Origin of the sequence: Rhizobacter sp. SG703 (genome assembly GCF_012275445.1) — a bacterium.
In the GTDB taxonomy this organism is placed as follows: domain Bacteria; phylum Pseudomonadota; class Gammaproteobacteria; order Burkholderiales; family Burkholderiaceae_C; genus Rhizobacter.
Genome location: NZ_JAAZQK010000012.1, coordinates 42,524 through 63,417 on the forward strand (window position 1 = coordinate 42,524; position 20,894 = coordinate 63,417).

The following is a 20,894-nucleotide window of genomic DNA, read 5'->3' on the forward strand; positions in this document are numbered from 1 at the left end:
CGGGCAATGCTGAAGCAGGCGAACGATACCGCAGCCGCGGCCCGGCCCGGCTTTTCATCCGGCCAGCGACGCCCGCACGAAGCGCACGAAGCGCTCGACCACCGGCCCGGCATCGCGCGGCCACACCAGGCTGGTCTCGGACTGCGGCGCCGCGCCGGCCGGCGCGGCCAGCGACGGCGGCAGCCGCCGGTACAGCACGCCGTCGCGCCGCAGCTGGGTCACCGATTCGGGCACCCACGCGAGGCCCAACCCGGCCGACACCAGGTTGACGATGGTCTGCATCTGGATCGCCTCCTGGCCGATCATCGGCGTCGCGCCATGCCGGTGGTAGAACGCGACCACCGCATCGTGGATCGACGGCGCGATCGCCCGCGGGAAGATGATCAGCGGCTGCGCCAGCAGGGCCGGCAGCGCCAGCCGGCGCGCAGCGGCCAGCGGCGACGCGGCCGGCAGCGCGAGCACCAGTGGTTCGGTGCCGAGCGACAGGTGCTCGAGCGCCGGCGCCGGCAGCATGCCCGGGGCGTGCAGCACGAAGCCGGCATCGGCCTCGCGCTGCGACAGCGCGGCGAGCTGCACGTCGGTGGTGGCCTCGCGCAGCTCGACGTGGATGCCGGGCTCGGCGAGCCGGAAGTCGCGCAGCCAGCCCGGCAGCGGCCCGAAGCCGACCGTCGAGACGAAGCCGAGCCGCAGCCGCCCGACCGCGCCGCTGCCGGCCGCACCGGCCACCGCCGCCAGCGCCGCGGCCTGCTGCAGCAGCTGGCGCACCGGCGACACCAGCGCCTCGCCGGCCGGCGTCAGCGCGACGCGCCGGCGCGTGCGGTCGAACAGCGCGGTGCCCAGCCGCGCCTCGATCTGGCGGATCGCGAGCGTCAGCGGCGGCTGCGTCATGTTCAGCTGCTGCGCCGCGCGGCCGAAGTGCAGCGTCTCGGCCAGCACCAGGAACTGCCGCCAGGCCCGCAGCTCGATCGCCGGCACGCGGAACTCGTCAGTCATGGCCATCGCTCATACACAGGACATATCAATCCACCACGCTGGATATATTGGACGACATTCTGCACGCGATCGATACTCACGCTCCCCCCGAGCTTCCGCCAGGAGACACCCCGATGAGCAGCCCCCTCAGCCCCGTGAACCGCCGTTCGAGGAACATCACCGAAGGCGTCGCGCGCGCGCCGAACCGCTCGATGTATTACGCGCTCGGCTACCAGGAAGGCGACTTCAAGAAGCCGATGATCGGCGTGGCCAACGGCCATTCGACGATCACGCCGTGCAACTCCGGGCTGCAGAAGCTGGCCGACGCCGCGGTGGCCGGCATCGAGGAAGCCGGCGGCAATGCGCAGATCTTCGGCACGCCGACCATCAGCGACGGCATGGCGATGGGCACCGAAGGCATGAAGTACAGCCTGGTCTCGCGCGAGGTGATCGCCGACTGCATCGAGACCTGCGTCGGCGGCCAGTGGATGGACGGCGTGCTGGTGGTCGGCGGCTGCGACAAGAACATGCCCGGCGGCATGATGGGCATGCTGCGCGCCAACGTGCCGGCGATCTACGTCTACGGCGGCACCATCCTGCCGGGCCGCTACAAGGGCCAGGACCTGAACATCGTCAGCGTGTTCGAGGCGGTCGGCCAGTTCAGCGCCGGCAACATGAGCGAGGAAGACTTCTGCGAGATCGAGCGCCGCGCCATCCCCGGCAGCGGCTCGTGCGGCGGCATGTACACCGCCAACACGATGAGCTCGTCGTTCGAGGCGCTCGGCATGGCCCTGCCCTTCAGCAGCACGATGGCCAACCCGCACGACGAGACCGCCAACACCGCGAAGGCGGCGGCGCGCGCGCTCGTCGAGGCGGTGAAGGCCGACCTGAAGCCGCGCGACATCGTCACGAAGAAGTCGATCGAGAACGCGGTCGCGGTGATCATGGCCACCGGCGGCTCGACCAATGCGGTGCTGCACTTCCTGGCCATCGCCCATGCGGCCGGCGTCGAGTGGACGATCGACGACTTCGAGCGCGTGCGCCGCAAGGTGCCGGTGCTGTGCGACCTGAAGCCCTCGGGCAGGTACCTGGCGGTCGACCTGCACCGCGCCGGCGGCATCCCGCAGGTCATGAAGGTGCTGCTGAAGGCCGGCCTGCTGCACGGCGACTGCATGACGATCACCGGCAAGACGGTGGCCGAGAACCTGGCCGCGATCCCGGACGTGCCGCGCGCCGACCAGGACGTGATCCGCACCATCGACAACCCGATGTACGCCGAGGGCCACCTGGCGATCCTGAAGGGCAACCTGTCGCCCGAAGGCTGCGTGGCCAAGATCACCGGCCTGAAGAACCCGGTGATCACCGGCCCGGCGCGGGTGTTCGACGACGAGCAGTCGGCGCTGGCCGCGATCATGGCACGCCAGATCGTCGCCGGCGACGTGATGGTGCTGCGCTACCTCGGCCCGAAGGGCGGCCCGGGCATGCCGGAGATGCTGGCGCCGACCGGCGCACTGATCGGCCAGGGCCTCGGCGAATCGGTCGGGCTGGTCACCGACGGCCGCTTCTCCGGCGGCACCTGGGGCATGGTGGTCGGCCACGTCGCGCCCGAGGCGTATGCCGGCGGCACCATCGCGCTGGTGCACGAGGGCGACTCGATCACGATCGACGCCCACACGCTGACGCTGCAGCTGAACGTCAGCGACGCGGTGCTGGCACAGCGGCGCGCCACATGGACGCCGCCGCCGCCGCGCTACACCCGCGGCGTGATGGCCAAGTTCTTCAAGAACGCAGCCAGCGCCAGCCAGGGCGCGGTGCTCGACAAGATCGACTGAGCCGGTACAGCACCGGCAGCACCAGCAGCGTGAGGGCGGTCGACGACAGGATGCCGCCGATCACCACCGTCGCCAGCGGCCGCTGCACCTCGGCGCCGGTGCCGGTGGCCAGCGCCATCGGCACGAAGCCGAGCGAGGCCACCAGCGCCGTCATCAGCACCGGCCGCAGGCGCGCCAGCGCGCCGTCGCGGATGGCGTCGTCCAGCCCCATGCCGTTCTCGCGCAGGCTGCGGATGTGCGACAGCATCACCAGCCCGTTCAGCACCGCAACGCCGCACAGCGCGATGAAGCCGACCGCCGCCGAGATCGACAGCGGCATGCCGCGCAGCCACAGCGCCAGCACGCCGCCGGTCAGCGCGAACGGAATGCCGGTGAACACCAGCAGCCCGTCGCGCACGCTGCCGAACATCGCGAACAGCAGCGCGAACACCAGCAGCAGTGCCAGCGGCACCACCACCTGCAGCCGCTGCGTGGCCGACGCCAGCTGCTCGAACGTGCCGCCCCAGGCCGTCCAGTAGCCGGCCGGCACCTTCACCGCCGCCAGCGCGGCCTGGGCCTCGGCGACGAAGCTGCCGAGGTCGCGCCCGCCGACGTTGGCGCTGACGACGACGCGGCGCTTGCCGTCTTCGCGCGAGACCTGGTTCGGCCCCGGTGCGAGGTCCAGCGACGCGATCTCGCCCAGCGGCACGTAGGCCGGCCCCGATGACGAGGCCGGCAGCGCGATCGGCAGCCGGCGCAGCGCGTCGATGTCCTGCCGCACCGCCTCCGGCAGCCGCACCAGGATGTCGAAGCGCCGGTCGCCCTGGAAGAACGTGCCCGCCTCGCGCCCGCCGATGGCCGCGGCCACCGTCTCCTGCACCTCGCCGAGGTTCAGCCCGTAGCGCGCGGCGCGGCCGCGGTCGATCTGCACCGACAGCATCGGCAGGCCGCCGGTCTGCTCCACCTTCACGTCGGTCGCGCCCGGCACCGCCTGCAGCACCGCCGCCAGGCGCGCTGCGGTCGCGTCGAGCACCTGCTGGTCGTCGCCGAACACCTTGACGGCGACATCGGAGCGCACCCCCGAGATCAGCTCGTTGAAGCGCAGCTGGATCGGCTGCGACAGCTCGTGCTGGCTGCCCGGCTGCCGGGCGGCCTCGTCGCGGATCGCCGCCACCAGCTGCTCGCGGGTCTTGCGCGGCTCGGGCCACTGGTCGACCGGCTTCAGCATGATGTAGCCGTCGGAGATGTTCGGTGGCATCGGGTCGGCCGCGATCTCGGCGGTGCCGGTGCGCGCGAAGACACGTTCGATCTCGGAAAGGCAGCCACCAGCCGGGCCTCGAGCTGCTTCTGCATCTCGACCGATTGCGTCAGGCTGGTGCCCGGGATGCGCAGCGCCTGGATCGCGAGGTCGCCTTCGTCGAGGTGGGGCACGAACTCGCTGCCGAGCCGGCTCGCCACCGCCAGCGAGAACAGCACCGCCACCCCGGCGAACGCCAGCACCACCGGCGCATTCGCCATCGCGGCCCGCAAGGCCGGCTCGTACCACTGGCGCGCCCGCACCATCAGGCGGTTCTCCTGCTCGGCCACCCGGCCGCCCATGCACAAGGCCATCGCGGCCGGCACGAAGCTGAACGACAGCAGCATCGCGCCCAGCAGCGCCAGCAGCACCGTCCAGGCCATCGGGTGGAACATCTTTCCCTCGACGCCGGTGAGCGCGAGGATCGGCAGGTAGACCACCATGATGATCAGCTGGCCGAACAACAGCGGCCGGCGCGTCTCCTTCGCCGCCAGCGCCACCTCGTGGAAGCGCTCGGCCCGCGTCAGCAAGCGCCCGTGTTTCGCCTGCGCATGCGCGAGCCGGCGGATCGCGCCTTCGGCACCGACGATGGCGCCGTCGATCAGCAGGCCGAAGTCGAGCGCGCCCAGGCTCATCAGGTTGGCGCTGATGCCGCGGCCCACCATGCCGCTGAAGGTGAACAGCATCGCCAGCGGGATCACCATCGCCACCACCAGCGCCGCGCGCAGGTTGCCGAGGAACGCGAACAGGATCGCGGCCACCAGCACCGCGCCTTCGAGCAGGTTGTTGCGCACGGTCGCGATGGCCTTGTCGACCAGCGTCGTGCGGTCGTAGACGGTGACCGCCCGCACGCCATCGGGCAGCGTGGTGTTGATGGCCGCCATCTGCCGGTCGACCGCGCGCGAGACGCTGCGGCTGTTCTCGCCCATCAGCATGAACACCGTGCCGAGCACCACCTCCCGGCCGTTCTCGGTGGCGGCGCCGGTGCGCAGCTCGCGGCCCGTTTCCACCTGCGCGACGTCGCGCACCCGCACGCCCGGCCCGACCAGGATGTCGCCGATGTCGTCGATCGAGCGCACCTGCCCCGGCGCGCGCACCAGCACCTGCTCGCCGCGCCGCTCGATGTAGCCGGCGCCCTGGTTGCCGTTGTTCTTCTCCAGCGCCGCCACCAGGTCGGCCAGGCCCAGCCCGTGGGCGCCGAGCCGCTCCAGGTCGGGTGCGACGACGTACTGCCGCTCGAAGCCGCCGATCGAGTTGACCTCGGCCACCCCGGCCACGTTGCGCAGCTGCGGCTTGATGACCCAGTCCTGGATCTCGCGCAGGTCGGTCGGCGTGTACGGCGTGCCGTCGGGCTTCTTCGCGCCGGGGCGCGCCTCCACCGTCCACAGGTAGATCTCGCCGAGGCCGGTCGAGATCGGCCCCATGCTCGGCGTGACGCCGCGCGGCAGCTGGTCGCGCGCCTCCTGCAGCCGCTGGTTGACGAGCTGGCGGGCGAAATGGATGTCGGTGCCTTCGCGGAAGATCACCGTCACCTGCGACAGGCCGTAGCGCGACAGCGACCGCGTCTGCTGCAGCCCGGGCAGCCCCGCCATCACGCGCTCGATCGGGTAGGTGATGCGCTGCTCGGTCTCGAGCGGCGAGTAGCCGGGCGCCTCGGTGTTGATGACCGCCTGCACGTTGGAGATGTCGACCACCGCGTCGACCGGCAGCCGCGTGAAGTTCCAGGCGCCGAGGGCCGCCATCCCCGCGACGGCCAGCATGACCAGCCAGCGCTGCGCGATGCAGAAGTGAATGATGCGTTCGAACATGGATCGCTCCGGCCTCAGTGGGCGTGCTCGGCGCCGGCCTTGCCGAGCTCCGATTTCAGGATGAAGGTGTTGCTCGCGGCATGGCGGTCGCCGGGCTGCAGGCCGGCGACGATCTCCACCCAGCGGCCGTCGCGGCGGCCGGTCTTGACCGGCCGCGCGACGAAGCCGCCCGGGGCCACGACGAAGAGCATCGGCTGCCCGTCGATCTCCTGCAGCGCATCGGCCGCCACGGCCACCGGCACCTGCTGCGCGGCGCCCAGCGCCGCGACGGTCACGAACAGGCCGGGGCGCCAGGTGCCGTCGGGGTTCGCGAGCACGACGCGGGCGCGCGCGCTGCGGGTCTGCTCGCCGAGCAAGGCCCCGATGTACGCGATGCGGCCTTCGGCGGTGCGCTCGAATGCGGTCGACGACACCACCACCTTCTGGCCGACGCGCAGCGTCGCGAGGTCCTTCGGCGCGACCGCGAACTCGGCCCAGACGCTGCGCAGGTCGGAGACGGTGAAGACGCTGGCGTCTTCCTTGACCGCCTCGCCGGCGGCCAGGTGCTTCTCGACCACGGTGCCGGCGAACGGCGCCCGCAGGTCGAGGCGGTTCAGCGGATCGGTGGCCGTGGCCGGGGCGCCGACGGCGGCCAGCTTCGCCTGCGCGTTCTCCACCGCGATGTCGGCCTCCTGCAGCGCCGCCTGCGCCTGCTGGAGGTCGTGCAAGGCCGAGACCTTCTGCTCCCACAGCGTCTTCTCGCGCTCGTGCGCCACGCGCGCAGCGGCCTGCCGCTTGCGGGCGCCCAGCAGTTCGCTGCGCTGCTCGGACAGCACGGTGCTCGCGATCACCGCCAGCACCTGCCCGGCCTGCACCACCTGCCCGAGGCTCGCCGGCACGGCCTGCGCGACGCCGGCGAGCCGAGGCACGATGTGCGCAGTGCGGTCGTCGTCGAAGCGGATCTCGCCGAGGAAGGGCGTGCCGGCCTGCAGCATGGCCGGGCCCGCGGCCTGCACCGCGATGCCGGCGGCCTTCAGCTGCGCATCGTCGATCCTGACCTCGCGCTGGTCGTGGGCGCTGGCGCCGGCGAGCACATCGGGACGCTCGCTTCGGTGTTCGTCGGCGTGCGCCTCTTCGCCTGCCGCTTCGCCGCCGCGATGCCGTTCGGTCAGCAGCACGGCCGTGCCGCCCAGCAGCCCGGCCAGCACGATGACCGCGATCGCAATGCCTTGTCGTTGTGTGATTGCCATGGTGTTTCTCAAGAGTTGGGGGTCAGCGGCCGAGCAGGCGATCGATCGCCGCGGCGGCCTGGTGGGCGCTGGACAGCGCCGACAGATGGCGCTCGCGTGCCTGCAGCAGCGAACGCTGCGCGTCGAGCACGTCGAGGAAGCCGAACTTGCCGGCCTCGAAGCCGCGCGTCGCGGCGTCATGGGCCTGCCGCGCGGCCGGCAGCACGGTGTCCTTCAGCCGGCGCACCGTGGTGGTCGCCAGCGCCAGCTGCCCGCTGGCCTGCTGCAACGCGGCCAGCGCCTGCAGGCGGGCCTGCTGCTGCTCGGCCTCGGCCTTGTCGACATGGCGCGCGGCTTCGAGCACGCCGCCCTGCTGGCGGTCGAACAGCGGCAAGGGCAGCGAGACGCCGACGACGGCCAGCGTGCGCCCGAGCTCGTTGTCGCGCTTGGCGCCGACGCTGACGCCCAGGTCGGGCACCGCGCGGCTGCGCGCCAGGTCGACCAGCGCGCGCCGCCGGTCGAGCTCGATGCGATGCGCCTGCAGGCCGGGCGAGGCGTCCAGCTCGACCACCAGCTCGCCGAACGGCGGGCGCGAGGGCAGCGCGTCGGTGTCGCCCTGCACGCGGGCGAAGTCCGGCTCGGCGTCGCCCCACAAGGTGGCCAGCGACCGGCGCGCCTGGGCCAGCGCGACGTCGGCCTGGGCGGCTTCGAGCTGCGCATTCGCCTCGTCGACACGCGCGCGGGCTTCATCGATCGGCGCCACCTTGCCGGCGGCGACGCGCCGGGCGGCGGCATCGGCGGCCGCGGCAGCGAGCCGGACCGAATCGGCGCTCAGCGCCAGCCGTTCCTGCGCCACCAGCACGCCGAAGAACTCGCGGGCGACTTCGGCGCGCAGCCGCGAGCGGGTGTCGGCCCAGGCCGCCTGCGCCAGCTCGCGCGAGCGTTCGGCCACCGCAACCCGTGCCGCGCGCTTGCCGCCGAGCTCGATCGGCCATTCGAGCGTGGCCGTCGTGCTGCGCGACGCGCGCCGGGTGTCTTCGACGGTGGCGTTCAGCGTCGGGTTGGCGCGCGCGCCGGCTTGCTGCAGCGCGGCCTCGGCGGCGTCGACGTCGCGCTGCGCCGCCAGCAGCACGGGGCTGCGCGACACAGCCCGTTCGACGGCGCCGTCGAGGCTGAGTTCAAGAAAGGGCGTCGCAGGCTGGGCCTGGACAACGAGCGGGCTCGACCACATCGCCGCGAGCACCAGCGGCATCAACATTCTTCGCATCGAATCTCATCGGCAAGGACCTGAGGATTCGGCGAAACGCGAGCGCCTCCGCGACCGGAAGCGGGGGGAATGGCGTCAGTTCACGCGTCTCGCCGGACGGCGAGACGGGGCCACTGAGGGCGGTCGGGCGCCCGGGCGGGCGCGGAACTGAACGCCGCGTCGGACGACAGTCCGGCGGCGCCGGACGATCGGACGGCTGGCGAGCCGTGCAGCGCGCCGGGTCCGAGGGCCGGGGTGCAGGCAGCATGGCAGGTGGCGCAGTCGGTGTCGACGGCCAGCGAGCCGCCGGACGCCTGCCCGCGCTCGTCTTGATGCTCGTGCAGGTGGTGGCCGATGTGGCGGGCCTGGACGCTGCCACCAGGCGCGGCGCCTTCATGCTGGCAATACGCCGACGCAGCCCCCCACGCCAGCTGCAGCGGCAGCAGCACGGCGAAGAACAGGAGCAGCCAGCGGCGCATCGGCGGTCAGACCTTGCGCTTCTTGCGGCGGCCGCGATGGTCCATGCCGAGCTTCTCGAGGCTTTCCTTGCGCCGCTTGGCCACGCGCTCGTCCATCTTCTCGATCTCCTTGCGCTTGGTGTAGCCGGTGGAGTCCGCAAAGATCCACCAGGCGATGGCCGCGGCGAACGGCCACAGGATCGAGAGCCAGCCCCAGTCGGCGGCCGGCCCGACCTCGGCCATTTTCATCACCAGCAGCAACACGCCCAATACGACGAAATACATGATCTTCCCTCGGCCTTCCGGCTTGTCCTACGGCAAGGCACGGTCAACCGCGCCACGTAGAATTCGTTGAGTTGTCCAGTGATCGAAATGTAATGGATGGCTCCCCACCCCTTCGGAAGGAAATCATGAAGTCGCTGCTTTCGCTGATCGTTGCCCTCTCTGCCCTGGCGGCCGCACCGGCTTTCGCCAACCCGGAACTGGCGCAGAAGAAGAACTGCATGGCCTGCCACGCCATCGACAAGAAGCTGGTCGGCCCGGCCTACAAGGACGTCGCCGCGAAGTACGCCGGCCAGAAGGACGCCGTCGACAAGCTGTCGCAAAAGGTCGTCAAGGGCGGCGCCGGCGTCTGGGGCGCGGTGCCGATGCCGGCGAACACTCAGGTGTCGGATGCCGAAGCCAAGCAACTCGTGACCTGGATCCTCGGCTTGAAGTGACCCACCCCCGAGGCGCTTCGCGCGTCCGCTGAATGGAGAAGGCCCCATGCGGGCCTTCGTCATTTCAATAGGCCTGCCCCAGCTGCTCCAGGATCGCCGGGTTCTCCAGCGTGCTGGTGTCCTGCGTCACCGCCTCGCCCTTGGCCACCGAGCGCAGCAGCCTGCGCATGATCTTGCCGGAGCGCGTCTTCGGAAGGTTGTCGCCGAAGCGGATGTCCTTCGGCTTCGCGATCGGGCCGATCTCCTTGCCGACCCAGTCGCGCAGCTGCTTCGCGATCGCCTTGGCCTCGTCGCCGGTCGGGCGCGGGCGCTTCAGCACGACGAACGCGCAGATCGCCTCGCCGGTCGTGTCGTCCGGGCGGCCGACCACCGCGGCTTCGGCGACCAGGTCGGTGCAGCCGACCAGCGCCGACTCGATCTCCATCGTGCCCATCCGGTGCCCGCTGACGTTCAGCACGTCGTCGATGCGGCCGGTGATCGTGAAGTAGCCGGTCTTCTCGTCGCGGATCGCGCCGTCGCCGGCCAGGTAGTAGCGGCCCTGGAAATCGGCCGGGTAGTAGCTCTTCCTGAAGCGCTCCGGGTCGCCGTAGATGGTGCGGATCATCGCCGGCCACGGCTTCTTGACGACCAGGATGCCGCCCTGCCCGTTCGGCACGTCCTTGCCGGTCTCGTCGACGACGGCCGCGATGATGCCGGGGAACGGCAGCGTGCAGGATCCCGGCACCAGCGGCGTCGCGCCCGGCAGCGGCGTGATCATGTGGCCGCCGGTCTCGGTCTGCCAGAAGGTGTCGACGATCGGGCAGCGGCCGCCGCCGATGTGCTCGTGGTACCACTCCCACGCGGCCGGGTTGATCGGCTCGCCGACCGAGCCGAGGATGCGCAGCGACGCCAGGTCGTAGTTGCGCGGGTGCACCGCGGCATTGCTCTCGGCCGCCTTGATCAGCGAGCGGATCGCGGTCGGTGCGGTGTAGAAGATCGAGACCTTGTGGTCCTGGATCATCCGCCAGAAGCGGCCGGCATCGGGATAGGTCGGCACGCCCTCGAACACGACCTCGGTGCCGCCGAGCGCCAGCGGCCCATAGGCGATGTAGGTGTGGCCGGTCACCCAGCCGATGTCGGCGGTGCACCAGAAGATGTCGTCGGGCTTCAGGTCGAAGGTCCACTTCGTCGTCAGCGCCGCATGCAGCAGGTAGCCGCCGGTCGAATGCTGCACGCCCTTCGGCTTGCCGGTGGAACCCGAGGTGTACAGCAGGAACAGCGGGTGCTCGGCGCCGACCCATTCGGGCTCGCAGGTGGCCGGCTGCGCAGCCGTCAGCTCGTGCATCCAGCGGTCGCGCGACGCATCGAACGCAATCTTGCCGCCGGTGCGCTGGTAGACGATCACGCTCTTGATGCTGTCGCAGCCGCCGAGCGCGATCGCGTCGTCGACGATCGCCTTCAGCGGCAGCTGCTTGCCGCCGCGCAGCTGTTCGTCGGCGGTGATCACCATCACCGCGCCGGCGTCTTCGATGCGGTCGCGCAAGCTCTGCGCCGAGAAGCCGCCGAACACCACCGAATGGGTCGCGCCGATGCGCGCGCAGGCCTGCATCGCGACCACGCCCTCGACCGACATCGACATGTAGATGACGACGCGGTCGCCCTTCTTGACGCCCTGCGACTTCAGCGCGTTGGCCATGCGGCAGGTCTTCGCGAGCAGGTCGCGGTAGCTGACCCGCGTCACCTGGCCGTCATCGGCCTCGAAGATGATCGCGGTCTTGTCGCCGAGACCGGCCTCGACCTGCTTGTCCAGGCAGTTGTACGAGACGTTCAGCGTGCCGTCCTCGAACCACTTGAAGAACGGCGCCTGGCTGCTGTCGAGCGTCTTCGTGAACGGCGTCTTCCAGCTCACCATCTCGCGCGCAAGACGGGCCCAGTACCCTTCGTAGTCGGCCTCGGCCTCGGCGCACAGCTTGTCGTAGGCGGCCATGCCGGACACATGGGCCGCCTTGGCCAGTGCGACGGGCGGCGGGTAGACCTTGTGTTCGCTCGAACTCATTGCGTGTCTCCTTCAGCGGTTTGCGAATTCTGCACGCACCATAGACAGCTGCTCTTACGAACGACTGACGAGGGCGCCCGGGGTCTTCACCGATGGTGCGCCCACTACAATTTCCGGCAACCGGACTATCCCTGCACACCCTATGGCCCAGATCCCCGACCACAGCCACAGCAAGCTGCGCCCCTTGCCCAACCTCATCTTCATGAGCCGTTGGCTGCAGCTGCCGCTGTACCTCGGGCTGATCGTCGCGCAGGCGGTGTACGTGTTCCACTTCTGGGTCGAGCTGGTGCACCTGGTCGAGGCAGCCTTCGGCAGCCAGACGGCGCTGCAGGCAGTGTTCAGTGCGGTCGGCGTCAGCGGCGATGCCGCCAAGGGCACCAAGCTGACCGAAACCACGATCATGCTGGTCGTGCTCGGCCTGATCGACGTGGTGATGATCTCCAACCTGCTGATCATGGTGATCGTCGGCGGCTACGAGACGTTCGTGTCGCGCATGAACCTCGAAGGCCACCCCGACCAGCCCGAATGGTTGAGCCACGTCAACGCGTCGGTGCTGAAGGTGAAGCTCGCGACCGCCATCATCGGCATCTCGTCGATCCACCTGCTGAAGACCTTCATCAACGCCGATGCGCTGAGCGACCGGGTGCTGGTCGCTCAGACGGTGATCCACTGCGCGTTCCTGCTGTCGGCGATGGCGATCGCGGTGACCGACCGGCTGCTGCCCCACGCCCCCGCGAACCATTGATGCCGTAGCCCGGAAGCCATTCCGGGGTATTCGACGGCCGTCCCCGGAATGGCTTCCGGGCTACGAGCCCTTGCGCAGCAACAGCAAGGTACCTGCGATGCCGGCAATCAGCGAGCCGCACAGCACGCCGAGCTTGACCTGCGTCTCGTAGTCGCCGCCACGCCCCTCGAAGGCCAGTGCGCCGATGAACAGGCTCATCGTGAAGCCGACGCCGCACAGCACGCAGACGCCGAAGAACTGCCGCGTGCTCGCGCCGGCCGGCAGCTCGGCACCGGCCAGCCGGATCAGCAGCCACGACGCGCCGAACACCCCGATCGCCTTGCCGATCACCAGTCCCGCGGCAATGCCCAGCGGCACCGTCTGCCCAAGCGTCGAGAAGCTCACGCCCTGCAGCGACACGCCGGCATTCGCGAACGCGAACATCGGCAGCACCGCGAACGCGACCCACGGGTGCAGCGCATGCTCGGTGGTCTCGAGCGGTGAGTGGCCCTCATCACCCGCCCGCAGCGGAATGGCCAGCGCCGTCGCGACGCCGGCCAGCGTCGCATGCACGCCCGACTTCAGCACGCACACCCAGATCACCAGCCCCACCACGACGTACGGCCCGACGCTCATGACCCGGCTGCGGTTCATCAGGAACAGCACCACCCCGCCGGCCAGCGCCGCGCCCAGCATCGCGAGCGACACGTCGGCGGTGTAGAAGAACGCGATGACGACGATCGCGCCCAGGTCGTCGATGATCGCCACCGCGGTCAGGAACACCTTCAGCGACGCCGGCACCCGCGAGCCCAACAGCATCAGGATGCCGAGCGCGAACGCGATGTCGGTGGCCGCCGGGATCGCCCAGCCGTGCAGCGCGACCGGATCGCGCAGGTTGATCAGCGCATAGATCAGCGCCGGCACCGCCATGCCGCCGACCGCCGCGCCGGCCGGCAGCAGCGCCTGCCGGGCCGAGGCCAGCTCGCCGGCCAGCAGTTCGCGCTTGATCTCGAGCCCGACCAGGAAGAAGAACACCGCCATCCACAGGTCGTTGACCCACAGCAGCAGCGGCTTGGCCAGCACCAGCAGGTCGCCGCCGATGCGAACCTCGCCGGGCAGGCCGACGAAACGCTGGTAGGCGTCGTGCCACGGCGAGTTGCTGACGACCAGCGCGATCGCGGCCGCCAGCGCCAGCACGACGCCGCCGGCCGACTCGGACGCGATGAAGCGCCGGATGCTGTTCAGCATGAGTTCTCCCCTGTCAGTAAAATTCGCGGCTTCAAGCCAAGCCCGTCCGCCGGGGATTGTTCCGTAGTTCCGCCCACTTTCCGGGATAGCCACATGACCTCGATCCGCTACACCGACCTGGTTGACAGCGTCGCCGCCGCATTGCAATACATCAGCTACTACCACCCGGCCGACTACATCGCGCACCTCGCGCGGGCGTACGAATCCGAGCAGGGCCCGGCCGCAAAAGACGCGATCGCGCAGATCCTGACCAACTCGAAGATGTGCGCCGAAGGCCGCCGCCCGATCTGCCAGGACACCGGCATCGTCAACGTCTTCATGAAGATCGGCATGGACGTGCGCTTCGAGGGCTTCCCGTCGGGCGTCGAGGAAGCCGTCAACGAGGGCGTGCGCCGCGGCTACCTCGACCCCGAGAACAAGCTGCGCGCGAGCATCGTGGCCGACCCGCACTTCGAGCGCAGGAACACCAAGGACAACACGCCGGCCGTCATCCACATGAGCCTGGTGCCAGGCAACACCGTCGACATCCAGATCGCGGCCAAGGGCGGCGGCAGCGAGAACAAGAGCAAGTTCGTGATGATGAACCCGAGCGACAGCCTGGTCGACTGGGTGCTGAAGACGGTGCCGACGATGGGCGCCGGCTGGTGCCCGCCGGGCATGCTGGGCATCGGCATCGGCGGCACGGCCGAGAAGGCGATGCTGCTCGCGAAGGAGTCGCTGATGCAGGACATCGACATGTACGAGCTGAAGGCGCGCGGCCCGCAGAACAAGCTCGAGGAACTGCGCATCGAGCTGTGCGACAAGATCAATGCGCTCGGCATCGGCGCGCAGGGCCTGGGCGGCCTGACCACCGTGCTCGACGTGAAGATCGCCACCTACCCGACGCATGCTGCCAGCAAGCCGGTCGCGATGATCCCGAACTGCGCCGCCACCCGCCATGCGCACTTCGTGCTCGACGGGTCGGGCCCGGCCTTCCTCGAGGCGCCCAGCCTCGATCTGTGGCCCGACGTGAAATGGGCGCCCGACTACAACAAGAGCCGCCGCGTCGACCTCGACACGCTGACGCGCGAAGAGGTGGCGAGCTGGAAGCCGGGCGAGACGCTGCTGCTGAACGGCAAGATGCTGACCGGCCGCGATGCCGCGCACAAGCGCATCCAGGACATGCTGGCCAAAGGCGAGAAGCTGCCGGTCGACTTCACGAACCGCGTCATCTACTACGTCGGCCCGGTCGATCCGGTGCGCGACGAAGTGATGGGCCCGGCCGGCCCGACCACCGCGACGCGCATGGACAAGTTCACCGAGATGATGCTCGCAGAGACCGGGCTGATCGGCATGATCGGCAAGGCCGAGCGCGGCCCGGCCGGCATCGACGCGATCAGGAAGCACAAGTCGGCCTACCTGATGGCGGTCGGCGGCGCGGCCTACCTGGTGTCGAAGGCGATCCGCAAGGCCGAGGTCGTCGGCTTCGCCGACCTGGGCATGGAGGCCATCTACGAGTTCGAGATCAACGACATGCCGGTGACGGTGGCGGTCGATTCCGAAGGCACGTCGGTGCACCAGACCGGCCCGAAAGAATGGCAAGCGAAGATCGGCAAGATTCCGGTGGCCGTGGCCTGACGTAGCCCGGATGCCAATCCGGGGATTCGCCTCATGTCGGAAGCCCCGCCCTTCGCGTTGACCAAGATCCAGCCGCCGCGTCCGCGCGGCGAGCACTTGGCGCGACCCCAGCTCGAACGGCAACTGGCAGCCGCCATCGGCCAGGCACGGTTGATGCTGCTGAGCGCGCCGGCCGGCTTCGGCAAGACGGCGCTGATGGGGCAGCTGCTCGCATCCTGCAGCGGCACCGCGGTCGCGTGGATCGCCGCCGACGATGACGACGACCTGGCCCGCTTCGTCGCCTGCCTGGCGGCCGCGCTGGAGCCGCTCGACCTGCCGTGGCGCATCTCGCCGCAGGCCTTGTCGATGCTCGGCCCGCAGCCGCGCGGGCTGCGCCGCATCGCCGACGAGCTGCTCAGCGCGCTGGGCGGTGCCGACCTGCCGCAAGGGCAAGGGCAGGGCCTGATCGTGCTGGACGATGCGCACCGCATCGCCGATGCCCGCATCTTCGAGCTGCTCGACCTGCTGCTGGAACACCTGCCCGCGCCATGGACCGTGCTGCTCGCGAGCCGCACCGACCCGCCGCTGTCGCTGGCCCGGCTGCGCGCGCAGGGCGAGCTGCTGGAGCTGCGCCAGGCCGAGCTGGGCTTCGCCGACGACGAGGTGCGCGCGCTCGCCGCACAGCGCGGCGCCGGCGCGTCACTCGTTCAATCGCTGATCGAGCGGCTGCAGGGCTGGCCGGCCGGCATCCGCCTGAGCCTCGATGCGGCCACGCTCGCCGGCAACCGCACGCCGGCGGCGCTCGGCCAGCGCCACCTGTTCGACTACCTCGCGAGCGAGGTGCTGGCCGACATGCCGGACGGGCTGCGCCGCTTCCTGCTGCAGACCTCGGTGCTGGCCGAGCTGCAGGCCGGCCGCTGCGCCGCGCTGACCGGCGACCCGCAGGCCGCCGGCTGGCTCGACGACATCGAGCGCCGCGGCCTGTTCGTCACCGTGCTCGACGGGCCGCAGCTGACGCTGCGCCTGCACGACCTGTTCCGCGATTTCCTCGAAGACCGGCTGCGCCAGGAATCGCCCGAGGCGCTGACCGGACTGCTGCACCGCTCCGCCGACACCGAGCCCGACGACGCACGCCGCATCGCCTACCTGCAGCGCGTGGGCGACTGGGCGGCGGCCGAGGCGGCGCTGGACGCCGTCGCGCGCGGCTGGCTCACCGACGGCCGGCTGACGCAGGCGCAGCGGCTGCTGGCGCAGTTTCCGCCGGCGTGGCGCGAAGGTTCGGCGCCGCTGATGCTGCTGCAAGGGCTGGCGGCGTGGACGCGATGGGAGTTCCCCGCGATGGCCGGGCATTTCCAGCAGGCGCTGCGGCTGGCCGAGCAGCAGGGCCTTGCCGACCAGGCGCAGCTGGCGCGCGCCTATGTCGCGCTGAGCCTGTGCCAGCTCGACAAGCGCGACGAGGCGGCTGCCCTGCTCGCCGAGCTGCGCACGCAGGCACTGCCGCGCGAGGCCGAGGTCACGACGCTGACGGCCAGCCTGTGGCACGCCGGCGACTACGGACCGGTCGGACCTTCCGCCGGCTACATGGCGCGGCGCAACGAGCTGCTGGCCGATTGCACCGACATCGGCCTGTGGTACCAGGCGACGCCGAACCCGCGCGACGTGGCGCTGCCGGGCATCGCGCCGGCCCTGACCTTGTTCGTCGAGCGCGCGCTGCGGCTGGCGCCCGAGCAGCCCACCGCGATGAGTGCGATCGCGTGGCTGCTGCACGGCCTGACCGCGCTGTGGCAGGGCGACGCGGCGCGCGCGGCCGAGCGGCTGGAACGCGCGACGGAGGAAGCGCGCTGGCTTGGCAGCCCGCGCAACGTCGGCACGATGCTGGCGCTGGCGCGCGGCCTGCTGCACGCGTTGCGCGGCGACGTCGACGCGACCCGTCGGGCCGCGGCCCATCTGGTGGCCGACGCCGACCAGGAACCGCCGAGCGCGCGCCGCGAGAAGCTGCGCCGCCACGCGCAGTTCCAGGCGCTGCGGCTGGCGATGATCGCCGACGACGGCGAGCGCGCGCGTGCGCTGGTCGCCGCGCTGGGAGCACCGGACCTGCTGGTCTCGAACCGCATCGCACAACGCGCCCGCGAGCTGGCGCTGCCGGCGTTGTCAGCCGAGCTGGCCGAGGACTGGCCGCAGGCGGTCGCCGGCTGGCAGGCCGCGCTGCAGACGCCCGATGCGCTCGAGTGGTACGGGCTGCTGACCGAAGGCCGGCTGCGGCTGGCCGCGGCGCTGGTGCGGCTGGGCCGGCCGCGCGACGCGGCGCCGTTCGTCGAGGCCGCGGTGGCGCGTTGCGCGACGGACGGCTGGATCGGCTCGGCGTTGCTGGCCGGTCCGCGCGTCCTCGCGGTGCTGGCGCACGGCGGCCTGGTGCTGAGCGCCGGGGCGCAGGTCGCGTTGGCGAACTGGCTCGATGGCGCGGAGCGGCTGCGGGGGCACCGGCCACCGAGCGCGGACAACGCGTCCGCCATCGCATCGCGCGAGCCGGCCGCCGTACCGCAGGCGGATCCGCTCGCATCCCTGAGCGCCCGCGAACGCGAGGTGCTGGCGCGCATGGCCGCCGGCGACAGCAACAAGGTGATTGCGCGCGCCTTCGAGCTGAGCCCGCACACCGTGAAGCGGCACGTCGCGAACATCCTCGACAAGCTCGGCGCCGACACGCGCGGCCAGGCGGCGGCGCGCTGGCGCGACGTGCAATCGACGCCAGGCGAGGCGCAAGCGTCACGCGTCAACTGATCCCGGCGATGGAACCGTGGGAGGACAACGGTGCACTCAGGCAGGTGTCCCTTCAACGCCTTTCCATCCATCATGAAACGTGTCCTCGATACGCCTCGGCCGCGCCTCGTCACTCCCAATGGCCTATCGAGCGAAGGCCCGGCAATGGAACTGCCGGTTCCCCAGACCAAAGCGCAGGCCTGCCGTCTCGCCAACGCCGTGGCAGGCAACAGCCGCCTGAACAGTCTTCGACTGCATGTGGCCAGGGCGGTGCCTGTCGATTCGACGGTGTTGTCGTGGCTGTTCTCGCACGACAAAGCGCGCGCCGGCGCGCTGTCCGACCTGCAAATCCACATCGAGGACCAGCCGACCGGCGACACGGATTGGGTGCGTGCCCTGTGCGATGCGCTGTCGACCAACCTGCAAACTTCATCGGCCCATCTAGCCCTGCCCTGGCGGGACGGGTATCTGAAGTTGCTGGGTCAAGCGATCTGCAAGAGCCCGTGCCTCTCGTCGCTGACCTTGGGTGGCAACTTGCCGGAAATCGGGATGCTGGAGTTGCTGCACGCGCTGACTTCTCCGGCCTGCCAGCTGCAGTCGCTGTCGTTCCCCGACAGCAGCTTCAGCCTGGCGCTGGTCGATGCGGCGATCAAAGCCATCGAGCACAGCACATCCTTGATCCAGCTGGACCTTGGCGATACGCCCCTGACTCCTGACCAGCGCGACAGGATCGCCACGGTGCTCTCGAACAACCGGAACATCGCGGCCTGGGAATTCCTGAGCGCAGGCGGGCGGATCTGACGACTGGCGCCCCCCCTCACACCACCACCGGCTCCGGCTCCAGCCGGATGCCGAAGCGCCCGTACACGCTCTCCTGGATCGCGCGTGCCAGCGTGACCACCTCGGAGCCGATCGCGCCGCCGCGGTTCACGATCACCAGCGCCTGCTTCTCGTAGACGCCGGCGCGGCCGATGCTCTTGCCCTTCCAGCCGCAGGCGTCGATCATCCAGCCGGCCGCCAGCTTCACGCTGCCGTCGGGCATCGGGTAGTGCACGATCTCCGGATCCCGGCCGATGATGTCGCGGCACTGCTCCGGCGTCACGACCGGGTTCTTGAAGAAGCTGCCGGCGTTGCCGACCACCGCCGGATCGGGCAGCTTCGCGCGGCGGATCGCGCAGACCCAGTCGAACACCTGCTGCGGGGTCGGCGCGCCGATGCCGGTCTCGTGCATCTTGCGTTCGAGTTCCAGGTAGCCGAGCACCGGCTGCCACGGCTTGGGCAGCCGGAAGCGCACCCGCGTGATCACGCTGCGGCCCGCCAGCGAATGCTTGAAGACGCTGTCGCGGTAGCCGAACGCGCAGATGCCGCTGGCCAGCGTGACGCTGCGGCCGGTCACCAGGTCGACCGCGTCGAGCGACTCGAAGCGGTCTTTCAGCTCGATGCCGTAGGCACCGATGTTCTGCACCGGCGACGCGCCCACCGTGCCGGGGATCAGTGCCATGTTCTCGAGGCCCGGCCAGCCCTGGGCCAGCGTCCACGCGACGAACTCGTGCCAGTTCTCGCCGGCGCCGGCCTCGACGATCCAGGCGCTGTCGGTCTCGCGCACCAGCGAACGGCCCCTGACCTCCACCTTCAGGACCACCTGCGGCATGTCGCGCGTCAGCACGATGTTGCTGCCGCCGCCCAGCACGAACTTCGGGGCGCGGCCGAGCTGGGGGTGGTCGACGACGCGGCGCACGTCGGCATCGGCCGCGATGCGCACCAACGTGTGGGCGACAGCCGGCAGTCCGAAGCTGTTGTAGGGTTTCAGGCTGACGCCCGACTCGATTTGCATGCGAGAATTTTCGCTGATCCGGAAGAGGAATGACCGACCATGCCCAGCTTCGATGCCGTACTCGACCCCAACCTCGTCGAGGTTCGCAATGCCGTGGACCAGACTGCCAAGGAAATCGGCACCCGTTTCGACTTCAAGGGCTCGTCTGCCCGCGTCGAATTGAAAGACAAGGAACTGACGGTCTACGCCGACAGCGACTTCCAGATCGGCCAGGTGATGGACATCCTGCTGGCCAAGCTCACCAAGCGCAGCGTCGACATCCGCTTCCTCGACCGCAGCGCGAAGATCGAGAAGATCGGCGGCGACAAGGTCAAGCAGTTGATCACCGTCAAGAACGGCATCGACAGCGACACCGCGAAGAAGATCCAGGCGCTGATCAAGCAAAGCAAGATGAAGGTGCAGGCCGCGATCCAGGGCGACACGGTGCGCGTCACCGGCGCCAAGCGCGATGACCTGCAGGCGGCGATGGCACTGATCCGCAAGGAAGTGCCGGACGCGCCGCTGAGCTTCGACAACTTCCGCGACTGATGCTCCGCGGCCTGATCGCAGCCGCGCTGGCCGCCGGACTGCTGACCGCCGCCGGTGTGTCGGCGCAGACCGTCTCGCTCAGCGGCACGCTGGGCGCCGACAAGGCGCTGCTGATGATCAACGGCGCGCCGCGAACGGTGGCCGTGGGCAGCACCGTGCAGGGCGTCAAGCTGGTCAGCATGGCGGGCGGCGACGCGATCGTCGAGATCGGCGGCGAGCGCCGGCAACTGCGGTTCGGCGGCGTGCAGGTCAGCCTCGGCGCGGCGCCGGTCGAAGGCGGCGGCAGCCGCATCGTGCTGCCGGTCGGGCCGGGCGGTCACTTCTTCACGCAGGGCTCGATCAACGGGAAGGCGGTGGTGTTCGTCGTCGACACCGGTGCCACCACCGTGACCATCGCGCAGTCCGAAGCCGACGCGATCGGCCTGAAGTACCTCGACGGCCAGCGCGGCATGGTCAGCACCGCGAACGGGTCGGTGCCGTCCTACCGCATCACGCTGAGTTCGGTGCGCGTCGGCGACGTGCAGGTCTACAACGTCGACGCCGTCGTGCTGCCCGCCTCGATGAGCCAGGTGCTGCTCGGCAACAGCTTCCTGGCGCGCTTCCAGATGCGACGCGACAACGACACGATGACGCTCGACAAGAAGCCGTAGCCC

At 70.2% G+C, this 20,894-nt stretch carries 16 protein-coding genes and 1 pseudogene; 8 read left to right on the forward strand and 9 right to left on the reverse strand.

Annotated elements, in window-relative coordinates; genetic code table 11:
• Positions 1-54: 54 nt before the first annotated feature.
• Positions 55-993, reverse strand: a complete 939-nt coding sequence (locus FHT26_RS23475; RefSeq protein WP_168562520.1) for a LysR family transcriptional regulator — start codon at positions 991-993, stop codon at positions 55-57.
• 113 nt (positions 994-1,106) lie between these two features.
• Between FHT26_RS23475 and ilvD the strand changes: the two genes are divergently transcribed.
• Positions 1,107-2,804, forward strand: a complete 1,698-nt coding sequence (ilvD, locus tag FHT26_RS23480) for a dihydroxy-acid dehydratase (RefSeq protein ID WP_168562521.1) — start codon at positions 1,107-1,109, stop codon at positions 2,802-2,804.
• Here ilvD and FHT26_RS23485 read toward each other — a convergent pair.
• The 5 genes and pseudogenes from FHT26_RS23485 to FHT26_RS23505 form a co-directional block, all read right to left on the reverse strand.
• Positions 2,752-5,888 (reverse strand): annotated as a pseudogene (locus FHT26_RS23485) (CusA/CzcA family heavy metal efflux RND transporter). The gene ilvD and the pseudogene FHT26_RS23485 overlap by 53 nt on opposite strands.
• Positions 5,889-5,902: 14 nt before the next feature.
• Positions 5,903-7,117 carry an efflux RND transporter periplasmic adaptor subunit gene (locus FHT26_RS23490; protein WP_168562522.1) on the reverse strand — a complete coding sequence of 405 codons (1,215 nt, stop codon included), beginning with the start codon at positions 7,115-7,117 and terminating at the stop codon, positions 5,903-5,905.
• Positions 7,118-7,139: 22 nt separating this feature from the next.
• The gene (locus FHT26_RS23495) at positions 7,140-8,363 is read right to left on the reverse strand and encodes a TolC family protein (protein WP_168562523.1); all 1,224 of its coding nucleotides are present in this window, start codon (positions 8,361-8,363) and stop codon (positions 7,140-7,142) included.
• A gap of 80 nt (positions 8,364-8,443) precedes the next feature.
• The gene (gene czcI / locus FHT26_RS23500; RefSeq protein WP_168562524.1) at positions 8,444-8,821 is read right to left on the reverse strand and encodes a cation efflux protein, CzcI family; all 378 of its coding nucleotides are present in this window, start codon (positions 8,819-8,821) and stop codon (positions 8,444-8,446) included.
• Between the two features lie 6 nt (positions 8,822-8,827).
• The gene (locus FHT26_RS23505; RefSeq protein ID WP_168562525.1) at positions 8,828-9,085 is read right to left on the reverse strand and encodes a TIGR04438 family Trp-rich protein; all 258 of its coding nucleotides are present in this window, start codon (positions 9,083-9,085) and stop codon (positions 8,828-8,830) included.
• A 125-nt stretch (positions 9,086-9,210) separates the two neighbouring features.
• Between FHT26_RS23505 and FHT26_RS23510 the strand changes: the two genes are divergently transcribed.
• Positions 9,211-9,519, forward strand: coding sequence for a c-type cytochrome (locus FHT26_RS23510; RefSeq protein WP_210427558.1), 309 nt, complete (start codon positions 9,211-9,213; stop codon positions 9,517-9,519).
• A 64-nt stretch (positions 9,520-9,583) separates the two neighbouring features.
• Here the strand turns inward: FHT26_RS23510 and acs are convergent, their stop codons facing one another.
• A complete protein-coding gene (gene acs / locus FHT26_RS23515) occupies positions 9,584-11,554 on the reverse strand; it encodes an acetate--CoA ligase (RefSeq protein ID WP_168562526.1) in 1,971 nt (656 codons plus the stop codon).
• A gap of 142 nt (positions 11,555-11,696) precedes the next feature.
• Here acs and FHT26_RS23520 point away from each other — a divergent pair, with 142 nt between their 5' ends.
• Entirely contained in the window at positions 11,697-12,299 is a 603-nt protein-coding gene (locus FHT26_RS23520; protein WP_168562527.1) for a YqhA family protein, read from the forward strand.
• 60 nt (positions 12,300-12,359) lie between these two features.
• Here FHT26_RS23520 and nhaA read toward each other — a convergent pair whose 3' ends face one another.
• On the reverse strand, positions 12,360-13,526 hold the full coding sequence (gene nhaA / locus FHT26_RS23525) for a Na+/H+ antiporter NhaA (RefSeq protein ID WP_168562528.1): 1,167 nt from the start codon (positions 13,524-13,526) through the stop codon (positions 12,360-12,362).
• A gap of 93 nt (positions 13,527-13,619) precedes the next feature.
• Here nhaA and FHT26_RS23530 point away from each other — a divergent pair, with 93 nt between their 5' ends.
• The 3 genes from FHT26_RS23530 to FHT26_RS23540 all read left to right on the forward strand — a co-directional run bounded on the left by FHT26_RS23530 (position 13,620) and on the right by FHT26_RS23540 (position 18,680).
• Positions 13,620-15,143 carry a fumarate hydratase gene (locus tag FHT26_RS23530; RefSeq protein WP_168562529.1) on the forward strand — a complete coding sequence of 508 codons (1,524 nt, stop codon included), beginning with the start codon at positions 13,620-13,622 and terminating at the stop codon, positions 15,141-15,143.
• 33 nt (positions 15,144-15,176) lie between these two features.
• On the forward strand, positions 15,177-17,900 hold the full coding sequence (locus FHT26_RS23535) for a winged helix-turn-helix domain-containing protein (protein ID WP_168562530.1): 2,724 nt from the start codon (positions 15,177-15,179) through the stop codon (positions 17,898-17,900).
• A 72-nt stretch (positions 17,901-17,972) separates the two neighbouring features.
• Positions 17,973-18,680: a hypothetical protein gene (locus FHT26_RS23540; protein ID WP_168562531.1), complete on the forward strand. Its 708-nt coding sequence runs from the start codon at positions 17,973-17,975 to the stop codon at positions 18,678-18,680.
• Positions 18,681-18,696: 16 nt separating this feature from the next.
• On the opposite strand, the gene murB is transcribed toward FHT26_RS23540, so the two are convergent.
• A complete protein-coding gene (murB, locus tag FHT26_RS23545) occupies positions 18,697-19,713 on the reverse strand; it encodes a UDP-N-acetylmuramate dehydrogenase (RefSeq protein ID WP_168562532.1) in 1,017 nt (338 codons plus the stop codon).
• A gap of 39 nt (positions 19,714-19,752) precedes the next feature.
• Between murB and FHT26_RS23550 the strand changes: the two genes are divergently transcribed.
• Together FHT26_RS23550 and FHT26_RS23555 are read left to right on the forward strand one after the other, a co-directional pair.
• Positions 19,753-20,241 (forward strand): YajQ family cyclic di-GMP-binding protein, encoded by a 489-nt coding sequence (locus FHT26_RS23550; protein WP_168562533.1) that lies wholly within the window; start codon positions 19,753-19,755, stop codon positions 20,239-20,241.
• Positions 20,241-20,891, forward strand: a complete 651-nt coding sequence (locus FHT26_RS23555) for a retropepsin-like aspartic protease family protein (RefSeq protein WP_210427559.1) — start codon at positions 20,241-20,243, stop codon at positions 20,889-20,891. Before FHT26_RS23550 ends, FHT26_RS23555 begins: the two co-directional genes overlap by 1 nt.
• The last annotated feature ends 3 nt before the right edge of the window (positions 20,892-20,894 follow it).

Coding starts and splice junctions, on each gene's coding strand:
- FHT26_RS23475 (WP_168562520.1), bottom strand. CDS start 993: ATGACTGACGAGTTCCGCGTGCCGGCGATCGAGCTGCGGGCCTGGCGG.
- ilvD (WP_168562521.1), top strand. CDS start 1,107: ATGAGCAGCCCCCTCAGCCCCGTGAACCGCCGTTCGAGGAACATCACC.
- FHT26_RS23490 (WP_168562522.1), bottom strand. CDS start 7,117: ATGGCAATCACACAACGACAAGGCATTGCGATCGCGGTCATCGTGCTG.
- FHT26_RS23495 (WP_168562523.1), bottom strand. CDS start 8,363: ATGCGAAGAATGTTGATGCCGCTGGTGCTCGCGGCGATGTGGTCGAGC.
- czcI (WP_168562524.1), bottom strand. CDS start 8,821: ATGCGCCGCTGGCTGCTCCTGTTCTTCGCCGTGCTGCTGCCGCTGCAG.
- FHT26_RS23505 (WP_168562525.1), bottom strand. CDS start 9,085: ATGTATTTCGTCGTATTGGGCGTGTTGCTGCTGGTGATGAAAATGGCC.
- FHT26_RS23510 (WP_210427558.1), top strand. CDS start 9,211: ATGAAGTCGCTGCTTTCGCTGATCGTTGCCCTCTCTGCCCTGGCGGCC.
- acs (WP_168562526.1), bottom strand. CDS start 11,554: ATGAGTTCGAGCGAACACAAGGTCTACCCGCCGCCCGTCGCACTGGCC.
- FHT26_RS23520 (WP_168562527.1), top strand. CDS start 11,697: ATGGCCCAGATCCCCGACCACAGCCACAGCAAGCTGCGCCCCTTGCCC.
- nhaA (WP_168562528.1), bottom strand. CDS start 13,526: ATGCTGAACAGCATCCGGCGCTTCATCGCGTCCGAGTCGGCCGGCGGC.
- FHT26_RS23530 (WP_168562529.1), top strand. CDS start 13,620: ATGACCTCGATCCGCTACACCGACCTGGTTGACAGCGTCGCCGCCGCA.
- FHT26_RS23535 (WP_168562530.1), top strand. CDS start 15,177: ATGTCGGAAGCCCCGCCCTTCGCGTTGACCAAGATCCAGCCGCCGCGT.
- FHT26_RS23540 (WP_168562531.1), top strand. CDS start 17,973: ATGAAACGTGTCCTCGATACGCCTCGGCCGCGCCTCGTCACTCCCAAT.
- murB (WP_168562532.1), bottom strand. CDS start 19,713: ATGCAAATCGAGTCGGGCGTCAGCCTGAAACCCTACAACAGCTTCGGA.
- FHT26_RS23550 (WP_168562533.1), top strand. CDS start 19,753: ATGCCCAGCTTCGATGCCGTACTCGACCCCAACCTCGTCGAGGTTCGC.
- FHT26_RS23555 (WP_210427559.1), top strand. CDS start 20,241: ATGCTCCGCGGCCTGATCGCAGCCGCGCTGGCCGCCGGACTGCTGACC.